Genomic DNA, 17686 nt, shown 5'->3' on the forward strand with positions numbered 1-17686 from the left:
AATTGATGTACATTAACGTCCCCGCAGGGTCTCTCAAAGAGGACCCTGCGATGCAGATAAAACCAATACAAAACCAAAATATAAACCAATGAATCAAACCAAACAGTTTAACAGCGTTTACATCATCGGCATCTCCTTCATATCAGCACTGGGCGGTTACCTGTTCGGGTTTGATTTTGCAGTGATATCCGGCGCACTGCCATTTTTACGCAAAGAGTTTGCGCTCGACCCACTATGGGAAGGTTTCCTGACGGGATCGCTGGCGCTGGGCTGTATAGCCGGCTGCCTGATAGCCGGTAACATTGCCGAAAAGTACGGCCGCAGGCCGGGCCTGATGGTAGCCGCGGCTATTTTCGCGGTATCGTCGCTGGGTATCGCTTTATCAAAAGGACTGGTATATTTTGTGGTAATGCGTTTTGCCGCGGGTATCGGTGTAGGCATGGCATCCATGCTTTGCCCTATGTACATTGCCGAGATCTCGCCCGCCGCCGTGCGCGGACGTAACGTAGCAATTAACCAGCTTACGGTGGTACTGGGCATTCTGATCACCAACCTATGTAATTATTTCTTAGCCGATACCGGCGCTGATGCATGGCGATGGATGTTTGGATTGGGTGTTATCCCATCGGCCATATTTTTATTGGGCGTGATCTGGTTGCCCGAAAGCCCGCGCTGGCTTATGAAGGCCGGCCAGCCCGAAAAAGCCAAATCGGTATTGAGCCGCATTGGCGCGGTGGCATTTGTAGACACCACTTTAAAAGCGATAGAGAAATCATTAGCCGGCGGTAACAGTAAACAAAGCTATAAAGCCGTGTTTGAAAAAAGCGTTCGCCCTGCCGTATTGGTGGGTATTACGCTGGCGGTGTTCCAGCAGTTTTGCGGCATTAACGTGGTATTTAATTATACCTCTACCATATTCGCGTCGGTAGGTTCAAGCTTAAACCAACAGCTTTTTGAAACGGTATCTATCGGCATTGTAAACCTTTTGTTTACGCTGCTGGCCATGTGGCAGGTGGATAAGCTGGGCCGCAGGCCTTTAATGTTGATCGGTTCGTTAGGTTTATCATTATTATACATCGCGTTAGCATTTCTATTACAGAGCCACGCGGCGGCCGGGTTGGTATCCATCCTGGTTTTATTAGCCATCAGTACCTACGCCATATCCATAGCACCCATAACCTGGGTGCTTATTTCAGAAATTTTCCCTAACAAGATCCGCAGCGAGGCATCAACCGTGGCCGTGGTATCGCTTTGGGGCGCCTATTTTATTCTGGTATTTACGTTCCCTATCCTGGCCAAAGTGCTGGGCACTTATGGTCCGTTTTACCTGTACGCGGTTATTTGTTTCTGCGGATTTTTATTCATCAAAACAAAAGTTAAAGAAACCAAGGGTCAGACTTTGGAAGAGCTGGAAGACAATTTAATAAGACACTAAGTAATATATTAACATGAGCGACCTGTATGTAAATATCTGGGAAGAAAAAGTAACTATCCCCACCTATGGCATTGGCAAACCCGATAAAAACCCTATGTTTTTTGAGAAACGGGTTTACCAGGGCAGCAGCGGCAAGGTTTACCCCAACCCTGTGATCGAGAAGATCTACGACGAGAAAGAAGACAAAGAATACATTGGCCTTTTTTTGGAAAATAAGTACATCAAAATGCTGATCCTGCCCGAGCTTGGCGGCCGTATCCAGATGGCTTATGATAAAATAAGGGAACGCCATTTTGTGTATTATAACCAGGTGATCAAACCCGCGCTGGTAGGTTTGACAGGTCCGTGGATCTCGGGCGGCATTGAATTTAACTGGCCGCAACACCACCGCCCAAGCACTTTTGAGCCGGTAGATTACAAGATAGAAGAGAACGCCGACGGCAGCAAAACCATCTGGACCAATGAGGTTGAACGGATGTTCCACACCAAGGGTATGACAGGTTTTACCCTGCACCTGGATAAAGCCTACATTGAAATTAAAGCCAAACTGTTTAACCGCTCGGCATTGCCGCAAACTTTTTTATGGTGGGCAAACCCGGCTGTAAAAGTTAATGACGATTACCAGTCGGTTTTCCCGCCGGACGTGAACGCGGTGTTTGATCACGGCAAGCGCGATGTATCTACCTTCCCTATCGCTACCGGAACTTATTATAAGGTAGACTACTCGCCGGGTACGGATATTTCTCGTTATAAAAATATCCCGGTGCCTACGTCTTATATGGCTATCAACTCGGCTTATGATTTTGTGGGCGGATATGAGCATGACAGCCAGGCTGGTTTATTACATGTGGCTAATCACCATGTATCACCTGGCAAAAAGCAGTGGACCTGGGGACACTCTGATTTTGGTGTAGCCTGGGACAGAAACCTTACCGACGAGGACGGCCCATACATTGAACTGATGACCGGCATGTTCACCGACAACCAGCCTGATTTTACCTGGTTGATGCCGAATGAAGAAAAGCACTTTACCCAATACTTTATGCCTTACCGCGAGTTGGGCGTAATCAAAAATGCCAGCAAGGATATTTTATTAGCGCTTAACTACGCAGACGGCAATATCGAACTTAAAGTGTACGTAACCGGCGAGCAAAAAGCGCTGAAAGTAAAGCTAAGTTATGAGGGTAAAACCCTGTTTGAAGAAGTAACAGACATTATTCCTGAGCAGGTATTTGTAAAAAGCATTAATGCCGGTAAAATAGATGAGAACCGTTTATTGTTAACTGTTACATCCGCACAAGGTAAAGAACTGTTGCGTTACGAACCGGCAGCTAACAAAGTAAATAAAATGCCCGAAGCGGCAAAACCTGCCCTGCAGCCTGAGGATGTTGAAAATACAGAACAGCTGTTTTTAACCGGGCAGCATTTAGAGCAATATCGCCACGCAACATACAGCCCGGTACCTTATTATGAAGAAGCTTTGCGCCGTGATCCTAAGGATATCCGTAACAACAATGCTTTGGGTTTATGGTACCTGCGCCGCGGGCAGTTTGCCAAAAGCGAGCCGTATTTTCGCAAAGCGGTAGAGACCGGCATTCAGCGTAACCCAAACCCGTATGACAGCGAACCGCATTATAATTTAGGACTGTCATTAAAATTCCAGGGTAAAAATGCAGAGGCTTACGAGGCTTTTTATAAAGCTACATGGAGTAACGCCTGGAAAGACAGCGGCTACTTTATGGTGGCGCAGTTAGACCTGGTTAACGGTGATTATGAGCTGGCAGCGGATCATATCCAATCGGCTATTGATCGTAATGCCAATAACAGTAAGGCTTATGTATTGCAGTCTGCCGCTTATCGCAAATCAGATAAAACAGCTGATGCCATCGCCGCGTCTAAATATGCGCTAAAGCGCGATGCCTTTAATTTGGGCGCTTTATTTGAATTATACTTTGCCGGCGATGGACAAAATCATTTGGATAATCTGCTTAAACTATCGCGTGGCTGGAGCCAAAACTTTATCGAGTACGCATTGGACTATGCTAACGCCGGCCTGTATACCGAGGCATTCGACTTACTACGCCACGCCATAGCCGGCGATGCAACCAACCCGATGGTTTATTATTACCTGGCTTATTTTAAGCAGCAATCGGGCGAAACAAACGAAGCAATAGAACTATTGAAAAAAGCAGCAGCGGCCGACTCATACCTTTGCTTCCCTGATAGGTTAGAGGATATCGCGGTGCTGCAATTGGCATCACAATTAAACCCGGCTGATGCAAAAGCGCCGTATTACTTAGGTAATTTGTGGTATGATAAACGCCAGTATGACGAAGCGATCTCTGCCTGGGAAGCCTCGGCAAAACTGGATAATAAATTCCCTACTGTTTTGCGCAACCTGGCCATAGCCTATTTCAATAAGCGCAATGAGCATGAAAAGGCCGTAGCCTATTTCGAGCAAGCCTATGCGCTCGACAGAACCGACGCACGCATCTTAAAGGAGTTGGACCAACTGTACAAACGCCTTAACATTGCACCAACAGAGCGGCTTAAATTATTAGAAGATAACTTAACCACCACCACAGAGCGTGATGATATTTACCTGGAACGCGCCGCGCTTTATAATTTCTTAGGTGACCCTAAAAAGGCTTTGCAACTGATCACCCAGAGACAGTTTCACCCATGGGAAGGCGGCGAAGGTAAAGCATCGGGTCAGTATGTTTATAGTTTGGTTGAGATCGCCAGAGAAAAACTGAATAACAAGGATTTTGGCGGCGCTATTGATCTTCTACAACAGGCGCAAACCTATCCGCATAATTTAGGCGAGGGTAAGCTATTCGGCGCGGCAGAGAATGATATATTTTATTGGCTGGGCAGCGCTTACGAGGGCCTGAACGAAACCTTACCGGCACAAAAATATTTCCGCGAAGCGACCATGGGATTGTCAGAACCATCGGCCGCCATATTTTATAACGACCAGCAGCCCGACAAAATCTTTTACCAGGGCCTCGCCTGGAAAAAGCTGGGTGATGCAGAAAGGGCAACACAGATCTTTAACAAACTGGTAGCATTTGGTAAACAACACTTAAATGATACGGTTAAGATAGATTATTTCGCCGTATCGTTACCCAACCTGTTGATCTTTGATGATGACCTGGATATCCGAAACCGGGCACATTGCTTATACATACAGGGCTTAGGCTATTTGGGGCTTGAGCAATATGACGAAGCAAGCAAAGCCTTTAACGAAGTAATGGCTTTAGATGCCGAACATTTTGGCGCTAACCTGCATTTAAAATTAGCAGTGCCGCAGGCTTTATAACAGGCTCTTCATTTAAACATAGCGATGGGTTTAAAACCCATCGCTATGTTTACAGGCATTTTACAAAACCATAGGCCAATTTTTTTAATTTTGCGGGCTATGGAAACAGCAGAACTATCTAAATACGACAAACTGGTAAACAAAAGCACGGGCCACTATAAAGCATTTTTGTATGATTGCGATGGTACCCTTGCCGACAACATGCCTGCACATGCGCTTACTTATATTAAAGTAGCGGCAGACAATGGCGTAACCATAACCGGCGAGATCATAGATGAACTGGCCGGATGGCCGGTACCTGCCGTAGTGGCCGAGATCAATAAGCGTTATGGTTCAAATATGAACCCCGAAGAGTTTGCCGAGATCCGCCAAAAGCTGTATCACGATGAGTACATCAACCACATAACACCAGTTGAGCACGTAGTTGACCACCTTAAAGCGCATGTTGGTAAGGTCCGGATCGCGGTAGTTTCAGGCGGATCACGCGAGGCGGTTGAAAAAACTTTGAACATATTAGGCATAGCCAACCTGGTTGAAACCCTGGTTTGTGCCGGCGAAACCCCACATGGCAAACCATTCCCCGACCCGTTTTCAGCAGCAGCCCAAAAATTAGGCATCGAACCAAAAGACTGCCTGGTATTTGAAGATGGCGACCCCGGCGTACAATCTGCCATAGCTGCCGGCATGGACTGGATCAGGATAGATCAGCTTTACTAATCAAAAGCTGTCTTGCAAAAAGTTTTCTTCCGTATTACAATATAAAGACGAGTAGATCCGCAGCTCTTTGTTGTTGGTTTGCAACCGCCTTTTCATGTGTACTATAGGATGCGTAGTTTTTATATTAAGTAAGGCGCTTATGTTTTTATCGGCATGTATGGCCCAGATCTTTTGTTCGCCCTCTTTTACTTCTATCTTGTAGTTATCCTTCAATATTTTAAATAAAGACCTGTTCTCCAGGTTCCTTGACGAAAAGTGCGGCAGGTCGATATTGGTGATATGGGTTTCTTCGTACAAAACAGGCACACTATTGATAAACCTTAACCTCGAAAAGAAAATACATCCTGCGTCGCTTTCACGTTCATCCAATTTATAAAAAAAATTGTCGGGCCATTCCCGTTTAATGGGTTTCTGTAAAATAGATGTAGTTAATTTCTGATCGCCAACACCCGCGGTAACGCCGCTTAATGAAAGTATGCCCAGGCCGGTTTTAGGTTCAGATACGATACTCCCCTTACCATGTTTCCTGGTGATATACCCCTGATTGGCAAGAGCAGATAGCGCCTGCCTTATGGTAACCCTTGTGGTATCGTATGATTTGCAGAGATCATTTTCTGATGGCAGCAGGTCGCCTTTTTTGTACTCCCCCTTCTCTATCAAAGACTTCAGGTCTTCAATTACTTTTTTATACAGATGCACAACTTCCTTTTTGCTCATAGATCAGGTTATGGTTAACAACAAATGTAATAAATGTTCTGTTTAAATCACTGTGGGCAAGGTTTTAAAAACTTTTTAATTTAACTTGTATATACAAGATGTTTTTTCTACGTTTGGTTATTATAAACCGTGCCGCACCGCGAATGCCGTTCAAATAAAATCAATTATGCGTCAATAGTAAATACAACAATGTTGCGGTTTTAGTGTTTTTAAAAATAATGTTTCAACAGGTATTTTGGTTTTCAAAAAAATGTGGTAATATGGAGTGCGGCATTAAACCAATTGGCAATCATTATAAACCTGATACAATATCTTAAAAAGATATGGCTTTAAATTATCCTAAAAGGAAAATTATTATATAATGCATTATCTATCACCTTGTCTACACAACCTTTAAAAATATATCTTTGAGAAATGAAGTCATACAGATTAAACAGATTATTTAACGGCCGGTCGGGCAATTGCTTTGATGTGGCTATAGATCACGGATTTTTTAACGAACACCCGTTTTTAAACGGCATAGAAAATATACAAAAAGCGGTTGACGTATTGGTAGACGCCGCGCCCGACGCTATACAGCTTACCATTGGGCAGGCGCAATATTTACAATCCATCCCCGGCCGTTATAAACCATCATTGGTTTTACGTACCGATGTGGCTAACGTGTATGGTAAAGACCTGCCGCGAGCGCTTTTCAGCAGGATGATAGAGAACCCGGTTGAGCAGGCGGTAAGGCTTGACGCTACCTGCGTGGTGGTGAACCTGTTTAGTATCCCCGGCGAGCCTGAGGTAGCGGACCAGTGTATCCAAAACATCCTTAAAATAAAACCGGTTTGCGAGCAATATGCCATGCCGTTGATGATAGAACCATTGGTTTTCCGCCCCAATACAGAAGCAGGTGGCTATATGGTAAACGGTGACCCTGAAAAGATCATTCCGCTGGTTAGGCAGGGTGTTGAACTGGGTGCCGATATTATCAAAGCGGATCCGACCGACGATGTAACCCAATACCACCGCGTGGTTGAAATAGCCGGGAACATCCCGGTATTGGTGCGAGGCGGCGGTAAAGCCAGCGACCAGGAAATTATGGACCGCACTTACGGGCTGATGCAGCAAGGCGTAAAAGGCATTGTTTATGGCCGCAATGTAATACAACACGCTAACCCGGCCGGTATGACCAAAGCCCTGATGGCTATTGTGCACGATGGCGCAAAACCTGCCGATGTAATGCATCTGTTAAACAGTTAATACCAACTTTATACTAATAAAGCATTAATGAAAACACTCAATATTGGCATTATCGGCGGTGGCCTGATGGGCAAAGAGGCGGCCAGCGCGTTTGGCCGCTGGTTCGCGCTTAATGATTTTCCGGTGAATGTTGCGCTTAAAGCGGTTTGCGATTTAAATGAACAGGTGTTAGCCTGGTACAAAAACATCCCGACGGTTGAGCTGCTGACCACCGACTATAAAGAGCTGCTTGGCCGCGCGGATATTGATGTAGTGTACGTGGCCCTCCCGCATAACCTGCATAAAGAGTTTTATTTGGAAGTGCTTGAAGCCGGCAAGGACCTGCTTGCAGAGAAACCTTTTGGGATAGGCCTCGAGGCCGCGCTGGCTATCAGGGATAAGGCTGAAGAACTTGGCCGATTTGTACGTTGCAGTTCTGAAATGCCGTTCTTACCCGGACCGCAAAGGGTTATTGAAGAAGTGAAGTCTGGCCGTATTGGCGAGATCATTGAGGTTAAGGCGGGCTTTTTACACTCGAGCGATATTGACCCAACCAAACCCATTAATTGGAAAAGGCAGGTTAAATTTTGTGGTGAAATAGGTGTAATGGGCGACCTGGGAATGCACGTGCTGCATGTGCCTTTACGATTAGGTTGGAAGCCTGAACTGGTGTACGCCAACCTGCAAAAAATAGTAACTGAGCGGCCCGACGGTAAAGGCGGCATGGCCGTTTGCGATACCTGGAACAACGCTACTTTAAATACACAGGTAACCATTGACGGCAAACAGATCCCCATGCTGTTAGAGATGAAACGCATTGCCCCCGGCGAGACCAATACCTGGTACATTGAAATATTTGGCACTAAGGGCGGTGTAAAATACAGCACCAAAGACACCAAAACCTTATGGACTTTTAAATTTGAGGGCGAACAGTTTTGGCAGCGTACCGACCTTGGTTTTAAAGGCGTACCTTTCCCGACCATAACAGGTGGCATTTTTGAGCCGGGCTTTGCCGATTGCTTTATGCAGATGCTGGCCGGTTACGTGGCCGAGCGCGAGGGATTTTTAAACAACCGTTTTGGCTGCGTAACTCCTGATGAAGCAGTGGACAGCCATTATGTATTTGCCGCCGCGCTTAAATCATTTGCCAATACTTCAGTAGAAAAAGTAGATTACCAATACCAACCGGCATGAAACGATCAGAAATAAACCAGGCGATATTAAGATCGGGCTTGTTTTTTATTAATAACGGCTGGGCGATGCCCCCTAAACCCAAATGGGATGTAACCGACTTTGGTTTAGGCGAGTTTTCAAAATTTGGACTGATACTGATCAACCTGGCCGAGGAAGCTGAATATTGCGAGAAACTGATGTATGCCGCTAAGGATCAAACCACCCCGGCACACACCCATAAAAAAAAGAAAGAAGATATTATTTGCCGTACCGGCGAATTAACAATTCGATTATGGGCGAAAAATCCGGCTGATGGGGAAACGGACGAAACTTTCCAGATGAAAGTGAACGGGCATTTTCAGACCATCCAATCAGGCGGTACCATTAATTTGAAAGCCGGCGAACGTGTTACGATCACGCCGGGTATCTGGCATGAGTTTTACCCCACGTCTGAAGAGTGTATCATCGGCGAGGTATCTACCGCCAATGATGACCTGAATGATAATTTTTTTGCTGATAAAAACATCGGGCGTTATGCCGAGATCGTAGAGGACGAAACACCTATAGTAAAATTACTAAGCGATAAATAAGCAATGAAAAACGGCATTTTAGTTGGCGGTAACTGGATAGTTGACTATGTAAAGCTCATTGATGTTTTCCCCGAGGAAGAAAAGCTGGTAAACATATTATCAGAAAGCAGCTGCAATGGCGGCTCGGCTTACAACGTGATCATGGACCTGTGGAAACTACAGGCCAATTTTCCGTTAAGCGGCGTCGGTTTGGTGGGCGATGATGATCGCGGCAACCTGATCATCAGCCATTGTAAAGACCTCGGGATAAACACCACCCAGATCCGTAAAACCGGCAATGCCCATACCTCATACACCGATGTAATGAGCGTTAAGGGTACAGGCAAACGTACCTTTTTTCACCAGCGCGGCGCTAATGCCCTTTTGGATATTGAACATTTTGATTTCTCTTTATCGGAGGATAAAATTTTTCATCTCGGTTATTTATTGCTGCTTGACCAGCTGGATATTATTGAGGCAGACGGCACCAGCCGGGCATCAAAAGTTTTAGGAAATGCAAAAAAGCATGGATTGATCACATCCGTTGACATTGTTAGCGAACGGTCTGACCGCTTTAAGGATGTGATACCATCTTCATTGCCTTATATTGATTACCTGTTTGTAAATGAATATGAAGCGGGTATGATAACAGGGGTAAAAACCATAGGCCCCGGCGGCAGCATTATTTTAAAAAGCTGTTATGACGCCGCGTTAAGGCTGTTAAACATGGGCGTAAATAAATGGGTAATTCTTCATTTTCCGGAAGGCGTAATAGCCATTAGCAAATCGGGCGACTCGCATTACCAGCCAAGCATCCAGATCCCGGCAACCAGGGTAGCGGGTGCGTCGGGTGCGGGTGATGCCTTTGCCGCAGGGGTGCTGATAGGTGTACATAATGACCAGGACATGAAAGACTGCCTTGAGCTGGGCGTAGGCGCTGCCGCGTCAAGCTTATTTGAATCTACATCGTCTGATGGTGTGCTTCCGTCTGTAGAATGCCTTAAATTAGCAGAACAATTTGGCTATCGCGAAGCCATCTAACCTATATAAACAAAAAATTGGAGTCAAAAATTGGCAAATTACTGGAGGCCATTTTACCTGCCGAACGGATAAAAACAGAGCTGATCGACCTGGTCGCGTCTGCATCCGACGCGGGCTTTTATTACTTGCGGCCACAGGCCGTGGTATTGCCAAAATCTGAAGATGAAGTTGTTAGCCTGTTCGCTTTTTCAAAACAGCATCAAATCCCTATTACATTCCGTACCGCGGGCACCAGTTTGTCGGGGCAATCCATTACAGATGGTATTTTGGTTGACCTGAGCCAGCACTGGAACAAAGTAGTTATAGAGAACAATGGCGACACCGTTAGGGTAAAGCCCGGCGCTATAGGAGCCAATGTAAATACCTATTTAAAAAAATATCAAAAGAAAATAGGGCCCGATCCGGCAAGCATTAATGCGGCCATGATGGGCGGCATCCTGTCAAACAATGCCAGCGGCATGTGCTGCGGGGTAAGTAAAAACTCTTATCATACCGTAAAATACATCCGTTTTATTTTACCTAACGGACAAATTTACAGCACCGAGATAGCTGCGGATTATACCCGTTTTAAACGGCAATCTGCCGCGCTTTACCAAACTTTAAAAGAGCTGAAGGCGCAGATTTTAAGCGATCCGGAAGTTTATGAGAAGGTCCGCAAAAAATACCAAACCAAAAACACGGTAGGCTATTCGGTAAACGCTTTTATTGATTTTGATGAGCCGATGGATATTCTGGCGCACCTGTTGATAGGCGCCGAAGGAACGCTCGGCTTTATAGCCGAGGCGGTACTAAATACCGTTGATGATTATCCTGAAAAGCTTACGGCCATGTTATACTTTAAGGATATTTATTCTGCCTGCCAGGCTATTTCGCCGTTAACCACATCCGGCGCGGCGGCGGTTGAGTTAATGGACCGGGCATCATTGCAATCAATAGAAAACATTGAGGGCATGCCAGCGGTGATCAAAACACTGCCTGATAGCGCTGCCGCTTTATTGGTAGAGTACCAGGGCAATACCCAGGCCGAACTGAAATTACAGATGGATGCCTTTTTGTCCATCGCCGATGATCTCGCACTGTTGCAAAAGGCCGAATTTACTGCTGTACCCGCAGAGCAGGCTTTGTTCTGGAAGGTACGTAAGGGAATGTTCCCGGCGGTGGGCGCGGTAAGGGCCAGCGGTACGTCGGTAATATTGGAAGACGTAGCTTTCCCGGTAGATCAGCTGGGCGACGCGATATCTGACCTGCAACTGCTGTTTAAACAACATGGCTACACCAAGGCCATTATTTTTGGCCATGCAAAAGATGGCAACATCCACTTTGTGGTTACGCAGGCTTTTGACACACCCGACGAAATAAGCCGCTACAGTATCTTCTTACAGGATGTGGTTGACCTGGTTGTTAAAAAATATAACGGCGCCTTAAAAGCCGAGCACGGCACCGGCCGCAACATGGCACCCTTCGTTGAAACCGAATGGGGCGAAACCATTTACCGGGTAATGAAAACGGTTAAACAGGCCATTGACCCTGAAAACCTGTTAAACCCCGGCGTAATTATCAATGCGGACAAGCAGGCACACATCAAAAACCTGAAGGAGCTGACACAGGTTGAAGAAGAAGTTGACCGCTGCATCGAGTGCGGCTTTTGCGAGCATAAATGCCCCAGCCGTGATATCACTCTCACCCCCCGCAAGCGTATTGTTGTACGCCGCGAATTGCTCAAACTAAAAAACCAGGGCAATAAAACACAACATGCCCAATTACTGCACCAATACCAATACGAAGGTTTAGACACCTGCGCGGTTGACGGTTTGTGCGCTACGGCCTGCCCGGTTGACATTAACACCGGCGACCTGGTAAAACGCCTGCGCCGGGAAAACCATTCGGAAACCGCTAATAAAATGGCGCTGTTTACCGCCAAACATTTTAAAGCGGTTTACAGCCTTGTAAAATTTGCATTAGGTGCCGGGGTATTGATCAATAAATTATTGGGGCAAAAAGCAATGTTCAGACTTACCAAAGGTTTGCGCAAGGTTATCCCGGGTTTCCCGCTATGGTCGGGGCAACTGGCGTTGGCCAAACCTGTTCCGGGCAATTTATTTAAGGATACTTATACCCGTTCTGTGGTGTATTTCCCGGCATGTATCTCGCGCGCTATGGGCGACCGCGAAAAAAACCAAAAAGGCGTAATGCAAACCTTTATGGATGTATCGGCCAAGGCAGGCATTAATGTGGTGATACCTGCCGATATCAAAAAAAATTGCTGCGGGCAGATCTATTCGTCAAAAGGATTTAAAGATGCTTATACCTATACCGCTAACGAAACCGTCGCCAAACTATGGCAGGTAACCGATGGCGGTAAGTTGCCGGTTGTACTGGACATCAGTTCATGTACGCAAACATTAACTCATTGCAGGCCTGCTCTGACAGATGAGAATAAGGTTAAGTTTGACCAATTGTTAATCATCGACAGCATTACCTATATCCATGATTATGTGATGCCGCAAATTAATATCAGCAACAAAAAAGAACGTATTGCCCTGCACCCGGTATGCTCACTGCAAAAAATGCCGGGACTGGAAAGCCGGTTCACAAAAATTGCCCAAAACTTTGCTGTTAAAGTTGATGTGCCTGTTTTTGCCGGTTGCTGCGGCATGGCAGGCGACAGGGGTTTCCTGCATCCCGAACTTACACGGTCTGCCACCCTGCCCGAAGCAAATGAGGTAAAAGCCAATGTTTACGATGGCTATTATTCCTCATCAAAAACCTGCGAAATAGCCTTATCTGATGCGGTGGGCGAGAATTATTATTCCATCCTGGCGCTAGTTGATGAGTGTACGGAATAGGCTACCTGCACGCGTAAAATCACCATAGTATTTAATAGGCCATTAGTATTATATTTGTTACGATATGGCTCAAATTTTTTTAGTTGAAGATGAAGAACGGGTGTCGGCCGTTACCAAAAAGGCGCTCGAAGAAAACCATCACATAGTAGATATTGTAACCGACGGCGCACAGGCCGTAAAAAAGTTCCCCATTAAGCAGTATGACCTGGTGATACTGGACATTATGCTGCCTTATTTAACTGGCATTGAGGTTTGCCGCCATATCCGCCAGAAAAACAAAACCGTACCTATTTTAATGCTCACAGCGCTGAATAGTGTTGACGATAAGGTAAAAGGCCTGAACATTGGCGCAGATGATTACCTGGTTAAACCATTCCACCTTAAAGAACTACAAGCCCGGGTTGAGGCCTTGCTCAGACGTAATACTTCTGATCATATCCCTGTTATCACACAGGGCAAAATTAGCCTGAACACCGCTAATAACACCGTTGAGCGTGAGGGTCGTAAAATAATACTTACCACCAAAGAATGCGCCCTGCTTGAACTGCTGATGCACAATAATGACAAGATACTAACCCGGCAAACCATAGCCGAAAAGGTATGGGGAATATCTTTCGATACAGGCACTAACGTGGTTGATGTTTACGTTAACTACCTGCGCAACAAAATAGAAAAAGGGTTTACAGACAAGTATATCCACACAGTAATAGGCAAAGGGTACATCTTTAAAACAGAACAGGATTAAGTGAAAATAAAGGATAGGCTTTCGCTTTATTTTACTTTGATAGGCTCGGGCATTTTGCTGGCCGTCATGCTGTCGCTTTACCTGTCTGTTTACACTATAGTTCATAATCACTTTTATTCGCAGTTAAAAGACCGGGCCAATATTGCGGCCCAGCTTTATTTAGAGGCTGATGAGATCACCCCCGATTCGTTGATACGGGTAAAGAACGGGTTCCTGAAAAACCTGCCCAATGAAGTGATCAGGCTGTATGACAGCCGTAACAGCGCCGCCTTTATCAACGACAAAAACCAATACTGGGACAGCAAAACCATTGAAGCGGTAAGACGGCACAAATACCTGCAATACACAGATAAAGATTATCAGATAGTAGGTATATACTATAAAGACAACCAGGGCAATTTTGTTATCCTGGTTACGGCAAATGATATTGAGGGGCGGCACCAGTTATCCGCTATACTTGACGCAATGATGATCATCTTCCTGGTGGTTGCGGTATTGTTATTTTCAATAAGCCGGTGGCTGGCAAAAAACACGCTCTCGCCAATTAAAAATGTGGTAAAGCAAATGCAGCTTATTAAATCAACCAACCTGCACCTGCGGGTAAATGAGGGCAGGGGCCGTGATGAGATAAGTGAACTGGCGCATAACTTTAACCGTCTGCTTGAGCACCTTGAAAACGCCTTCGAGCTGCAAAGAACTTATGTAGCCAATGCATCGCATGAGTTGCGTACACCCATAACCAGTATAATCGGCGAAGTTGAGCTGGCCCTACACAAAGAACGCAGCGTTGAAGAAAATAAAAAGACGCTACAACTGGTATTAGAAGAATCAGAAAGATTACGGGATACCATATCAGGCTTAATGGAGCTGGCCCAGGTGGATATGGAGTTCACCATTGCAGAGCAAAGCCCCGTGCGGATGGATGAATTGTTATGGGAGGTAGAATCTTACTGGGCCTATAAACTGGGCACAGGTATTCTGCAGGTTAATGTTGAGCACATGCCCGAAAACGAAATCATGCTGACCATCCCCGCCAACCACCAGTTACTTTTTATTGCATTAAACAATTTAATTGGTAACGCTTTCAAGTTTTCAAGTCAAAAACCTGTTAAGTGCAATTTTTATGCTGATGAGCAACTTATCCGCATGCAGATCATTGATTCAGGTATCGGCATCCCAAAAGACGATATCGATTTGGTTTTTAAATCATTTTACCGGGGCAACAACTCGCACAACTTTGCGGGTAACGGTATTGGCTTATATGTAACCAAAAAGATCATTCAGCTATTTAATGGCACGCTCAATATTGAATCGGTTGAGGGCGAGGGTACCAGCATTACGGTACTGTTTAACCGGGTAAATTAACATTCTAATACCATTCTAATTTTCCCCTTCTCGTTATAGTTTAATTTTGAACGTTTAAAATAAACTATGCGTTTTAAAATCGGTCTTTTTCTTATACCCTATTTTTTTTGTATCACAGCTTTGAAAGCAAAAGCACAGGCTGATACGCTTTCTTTAAATTTTCAGGATGCTGAAAAGCATTTCCTGGATAATAACCTGAGCCTGTTGGCCCAGAAATATAATATAGATGCATCAAAAGCATTGGTCAGCCAGGCAAAACTATGGGACAACCCTGTACTGAGTACAGATCAGAACATATATGATGGTGGCAGCAAAAAGTTCTTTTACCATAACACCAGTTTAGGCCAGGGCCAGGTATTTGTACAATTAAGCCAGGTATTTACCACCGCCGGTAAACGTGGCAAACAGGTACAGGTAGCCAAAGATAACGCCCAGGTGCAGGAAGCTGCTTTTAATGACTTGATGCGCAACCTGCGCTACAACCTGCAACTGGACTTTAGCCAGCTGGGCAGTTTGGTAGAACAGGATAAGGTTTACCAGGCAGAGATCAGTTCGGCATCTAACCTGGTTAACGGTATCCAGCAGGCATTTGATGCCGGTAACGTTGCCATGAAAGACCTGATACGGCTAAAGGCATTGTTATTTGGCCTTCAAAACGACAGGATAGAGAACAGCAAGCAGATCAATGATCTGCAAACCGAACTTAAAACCCTGTTAGGAACAAGTGAAACAACGTACATTACCCCTGTTATAAGTAGTCAATCAAGCCAATCGATCAAGCTGGATATTCCAGCTTTGATCGAGCAGGCTAAAACAAACCGCGGCGACTATTTATCAAATAAATACCAGTTTAACTCGGCCACGCATGATCTTGCTTACCAGAAAGCACTGGCCGCACCGGATATTACCGTAGGCCTGTCATACGACAAGAACAGCAGTTATGCCCCTAACTATTACGGTTTACAAATAGGTTTGCCGCTGCCTTTTTTTAACCGTAACCAGGGTAATATCAAATCGGCAACTTATACGCTTAAAAGTCAGGAAAGCACCATGAAGGCAAACGAGGCACAACTAAAAAATGAAGTTGTATCGGCCGTAAGGCAATATGAGTTAACGCAGGAAATGTTCTCAACCCAGCAAACCGCCTTTAACGAGCAGTATGACAAACTGTTTAACAGCATGCTTAAAAGCTTTAAAGAAAGACAGATAGGATTAATTGAATTTGTCGACTTTTTTGATACCTATAAAGACACCAAATTAAAAATATTGCAGCAGCAATATGATCTGCAAAAGGCTATTGCCGATTTAAATTTCGCCACCGGGACAACCATAATAAAGCCTTAATACTAAAATTGATAAGATACAGAATAATGAAAAGAGAAACGTTTTTGATTGGTCTCTCGGGATTAATTTTTTTAGCCGCGTGCAAACAAAAACAGCCGGAGGCTCCGGACAACAAGCAGGTATGTATAAGTGATTCATTACAAAAAATGATCACCATAGATACTGCCAGGACCAGTACAATGAAGGATGAGCTTACCCTTTCGGGCGAGGTATCAAGTGATGATAATAACGTGGTAAAGGTTTTCCCTTTTTCAAGCGGGCAGGTTGTGTCTGTTAAAGTATCACTGGGCGATAAAGTTACCAAAGGCCAGACACTGGCAATTATGCGCAGTGCCGACGTTGCCGGTAATTACACCGACCTGTCGTCTACCCAGTCAGACGTTGCAGTTGCTAAACGTCAACTTGACCAGGCAGAATCGTTATACAAAAACGGCATCTCGAGCGAGCGTGACTATACTGAAGCAAAAGAGAATTATAACAAGGCCGTAGCTGCCAACAGAAAGGTTAAACAACAGTTAACCATTAACGGCGGCGGCAATACCAGCGAGAATGGTTCATTGGTAATTAAAGCACCTGAAAGCGGGTACGTGATAGAGAAAAATATAACAGCAGGCAGCTTTATCCGCCAGGATAATGCCGGCAGCATGTTCACTATTTCAAACATGCAGGATGTATGGATCTGGGCTAACGTTTTTGAATCAGACATCAGCAAAGTAAAAACCGGTTACACCGCCAAGGTTACTACAATAGCTTACCCGGGCAAAGTATTTACCGGTAAAGTGAACGAGATCAGCTCGGTATTAGACCCTGATAATAAAGTAATGAAGGTTAAAATAGCACTGCCAAATCCGGGAATGCTGTTAAAGCCCGAAATGTTTACCAACGTTGTTGTAACAAACAGCGAAAACACGCAGGCGGTTTCAATACCGGCAAAGGCTATTGTTTTTGACAGCAGCAAAAATTATGTAGTGATCTATAACAGTAAATGCGATTTGCAGGTACGTGAGGTTAGTGTCATCAAAACGGTTGATGATGTGTCTTACATCGCGTCAGGCTTAAAACCCGGCGATAAGGTGATCTCAAAAAACCAGTTGCTTTTATATGACGCCATAACGGGCGATTAATTAAAAGCAGCAAGTATCAAGTACTTAGTATCAAGAAGATACTTTGCCTGATAACTTGCTC

Annotated in this window: 13 protein-coding genes; 12 read left to right on the forward strand and 1 reads right to left on the reverse strand. The window is 45.0% G+C overall.

The genetic code is table 11. The features are described from left to right. Positions 1–88 precede the first annotated feature (88 nt). The 3 genes from FO440_RS06155 (at position 89) to FO440_RS06165 (ending at position 5474) form a co-directional block, all read left to right on the forward strand. Positions 89–1435, forward strand: a complete 1347-nt coding sequence (locus FO440_RS06155) for a sugar porter family MFS transporter (protein WP_144247334.1) — start codon at positions 89–91, stop codon at positions 1433–1435. 13 nt (positions 1436–1448) lie between these two features. After that, positions 1449–4757 carry a DUF5107 domain-containing protein gene (locus FO440_RS06160; RefSeq protein WP_144247335.1) on the forward strand — a complete coding sequence of 1103 codons (3309 nt, stop codon included), beginning with the start codon at positions 1449–1451 and terminating at the stop codon, positions 4755–4757. A gap of 99 nt (positions 4758–4856) precedes the next feature. Next, complete coding sequence (locus FO440_RS06165; protein ID WP_144247336.1) at positions 4857–5474, forward strand: HAD family hydrolase; 618 nt, start codon at positions 4857–4859, stop codon at positions 5472–5474. Here FO440_RS06165 and FO440_RS06170 read toward each other — a convergent pair whose 3' ends face one another. Beyond that, positions 5475–6191 carry a GntR family transcriptional regulator gene (locus FO440_RS06170; RefSeq protein WP_144247337.1) on the reverse strand — a complete coding sequence of 239 codons (717 nt, stop codon included), beginning with the start codon at positions 6189–6191 and terminating at the stop codon, positions 5475–5477. A 414-nt stretch (positions 6192–6605) separates the two neighbouring features. On the opposite strand from FO440_RS06170, the gene FO440_RS06175 reads away from it, so the two are divergent. The 9 genes from FO440_RS06175 (at position 6606) to FO440_RS06215 (ending at position 17625) form a co-directional block, all read left to right on the forward strand. Continuing rightward, a complete protein-coding gene (locus FO440_RS06175) occupies positions 6606–7439 on the forward strand; it encodes a class I fructose-bisphosphate aldolase (protein ID WP_144247338.1) in 834 nt (277 codons plus the stop codon). 27 nt (positions 7440–7466) lie between these two features. Further along, on the forward strand, positions 7467–8612 hold the full coding sequence (locus tag FO440_RS06180; RefSeq protein WP_144247339.1) for a Gfo/Idh/MocA family protein: 1146 nt from the start codon (positions 7467–7469) through the stop codon (positions 8610–8612). Next, entirely contained in the window at positions 8609–9181 is a 573-nt protein-coding gene (locus FO440_RS06185; protein ID WP_144247340.1) for a D-lyxose/D-mannose family sugar isomerase, read from the forward strand. The genes FO440_RS06180 and FO440_RS06185 overlap by 4 nt, the downstream gene beginning before the upstream one ends. Positions 9182–9184: 3 nt before the next feature. Continuing rightward, positions 9185–10201: a carbohydrate kinase family protein gene (locus tag FO440_RS06190; RefSeq protein ID WP_144247341.1), complete on the forward strand. Its 1017-nt coding sequence runs from the start codon at positions 9185–9187 to the stop codon at positions 10199–10201. Positions 10202–10218: 17 nt separating this feature from the next. Then, on the forward strand, positions 10219–13047 hold the full coding sequence (locus FO440_RS06195; protein ID WP_144247342.1) for an FAD-binding and (Fe-S)-binding domain-containing protein: 2829 nt from the start codon (positions 10219–10221) through the stop codon (positions 13045–13047). Positions 13048–13111: 64 nt separating this feature from the next. Then, positions 13112–13792, forward strand: a complete 681-nt coding sequence (locus FO440_RS06200; RefSeq protein ID WP_144247343.1) for a response regulator transcription factor — start codon at positions 13112–13114, stop codon at positions 13790–13792. After that, complete coding sequence (locus FO440_RS06205; RefSeq protein WP_144247344.1) at positions 13793–15157, forward strand: sensor histidine kinase; 1365 nt, start codon at positions 13793–13795, stop codon at positions 15155–15157. It begins immediately after the preceding gene. A gap of 120 nt (positions 15158–15277) precedes the next feature. Next, positions 15278–16501, forward strand: a complete 1224-nt coding sequence (locus FO440_RS06210; RefSeq protein ID WP_186292580.1) for a TolC family protein — start codon at positions 15278–15280, stop codon at positions 16499–16501. Positions 16502–16647: 146 nt separating this feature from the next. After that, positions 16648–17625, forward strand: a complete 978-nt coding sequence (locus FO440_RS06215; RefSeq protein ID WP_246104181.1) for an efflux RND transporter periplasmic adaptor subunit — start codon at positions 16648–16650, stop codon at positions 17623–17625. Positions 17626–17686: the final 61 nt, after the last annotated feature.

Origin of the sequence: Mucilaginibacter corticis, from assembly GCF_007558865.1 — a bacterium.
Classification (GTDB): Bacteria; Bacteroidota; Bacteroidia; order Sphingobacteriales; family Sphingobacteriaceae; genus Mucilaginibacter; species Mucilaginibacter corticis.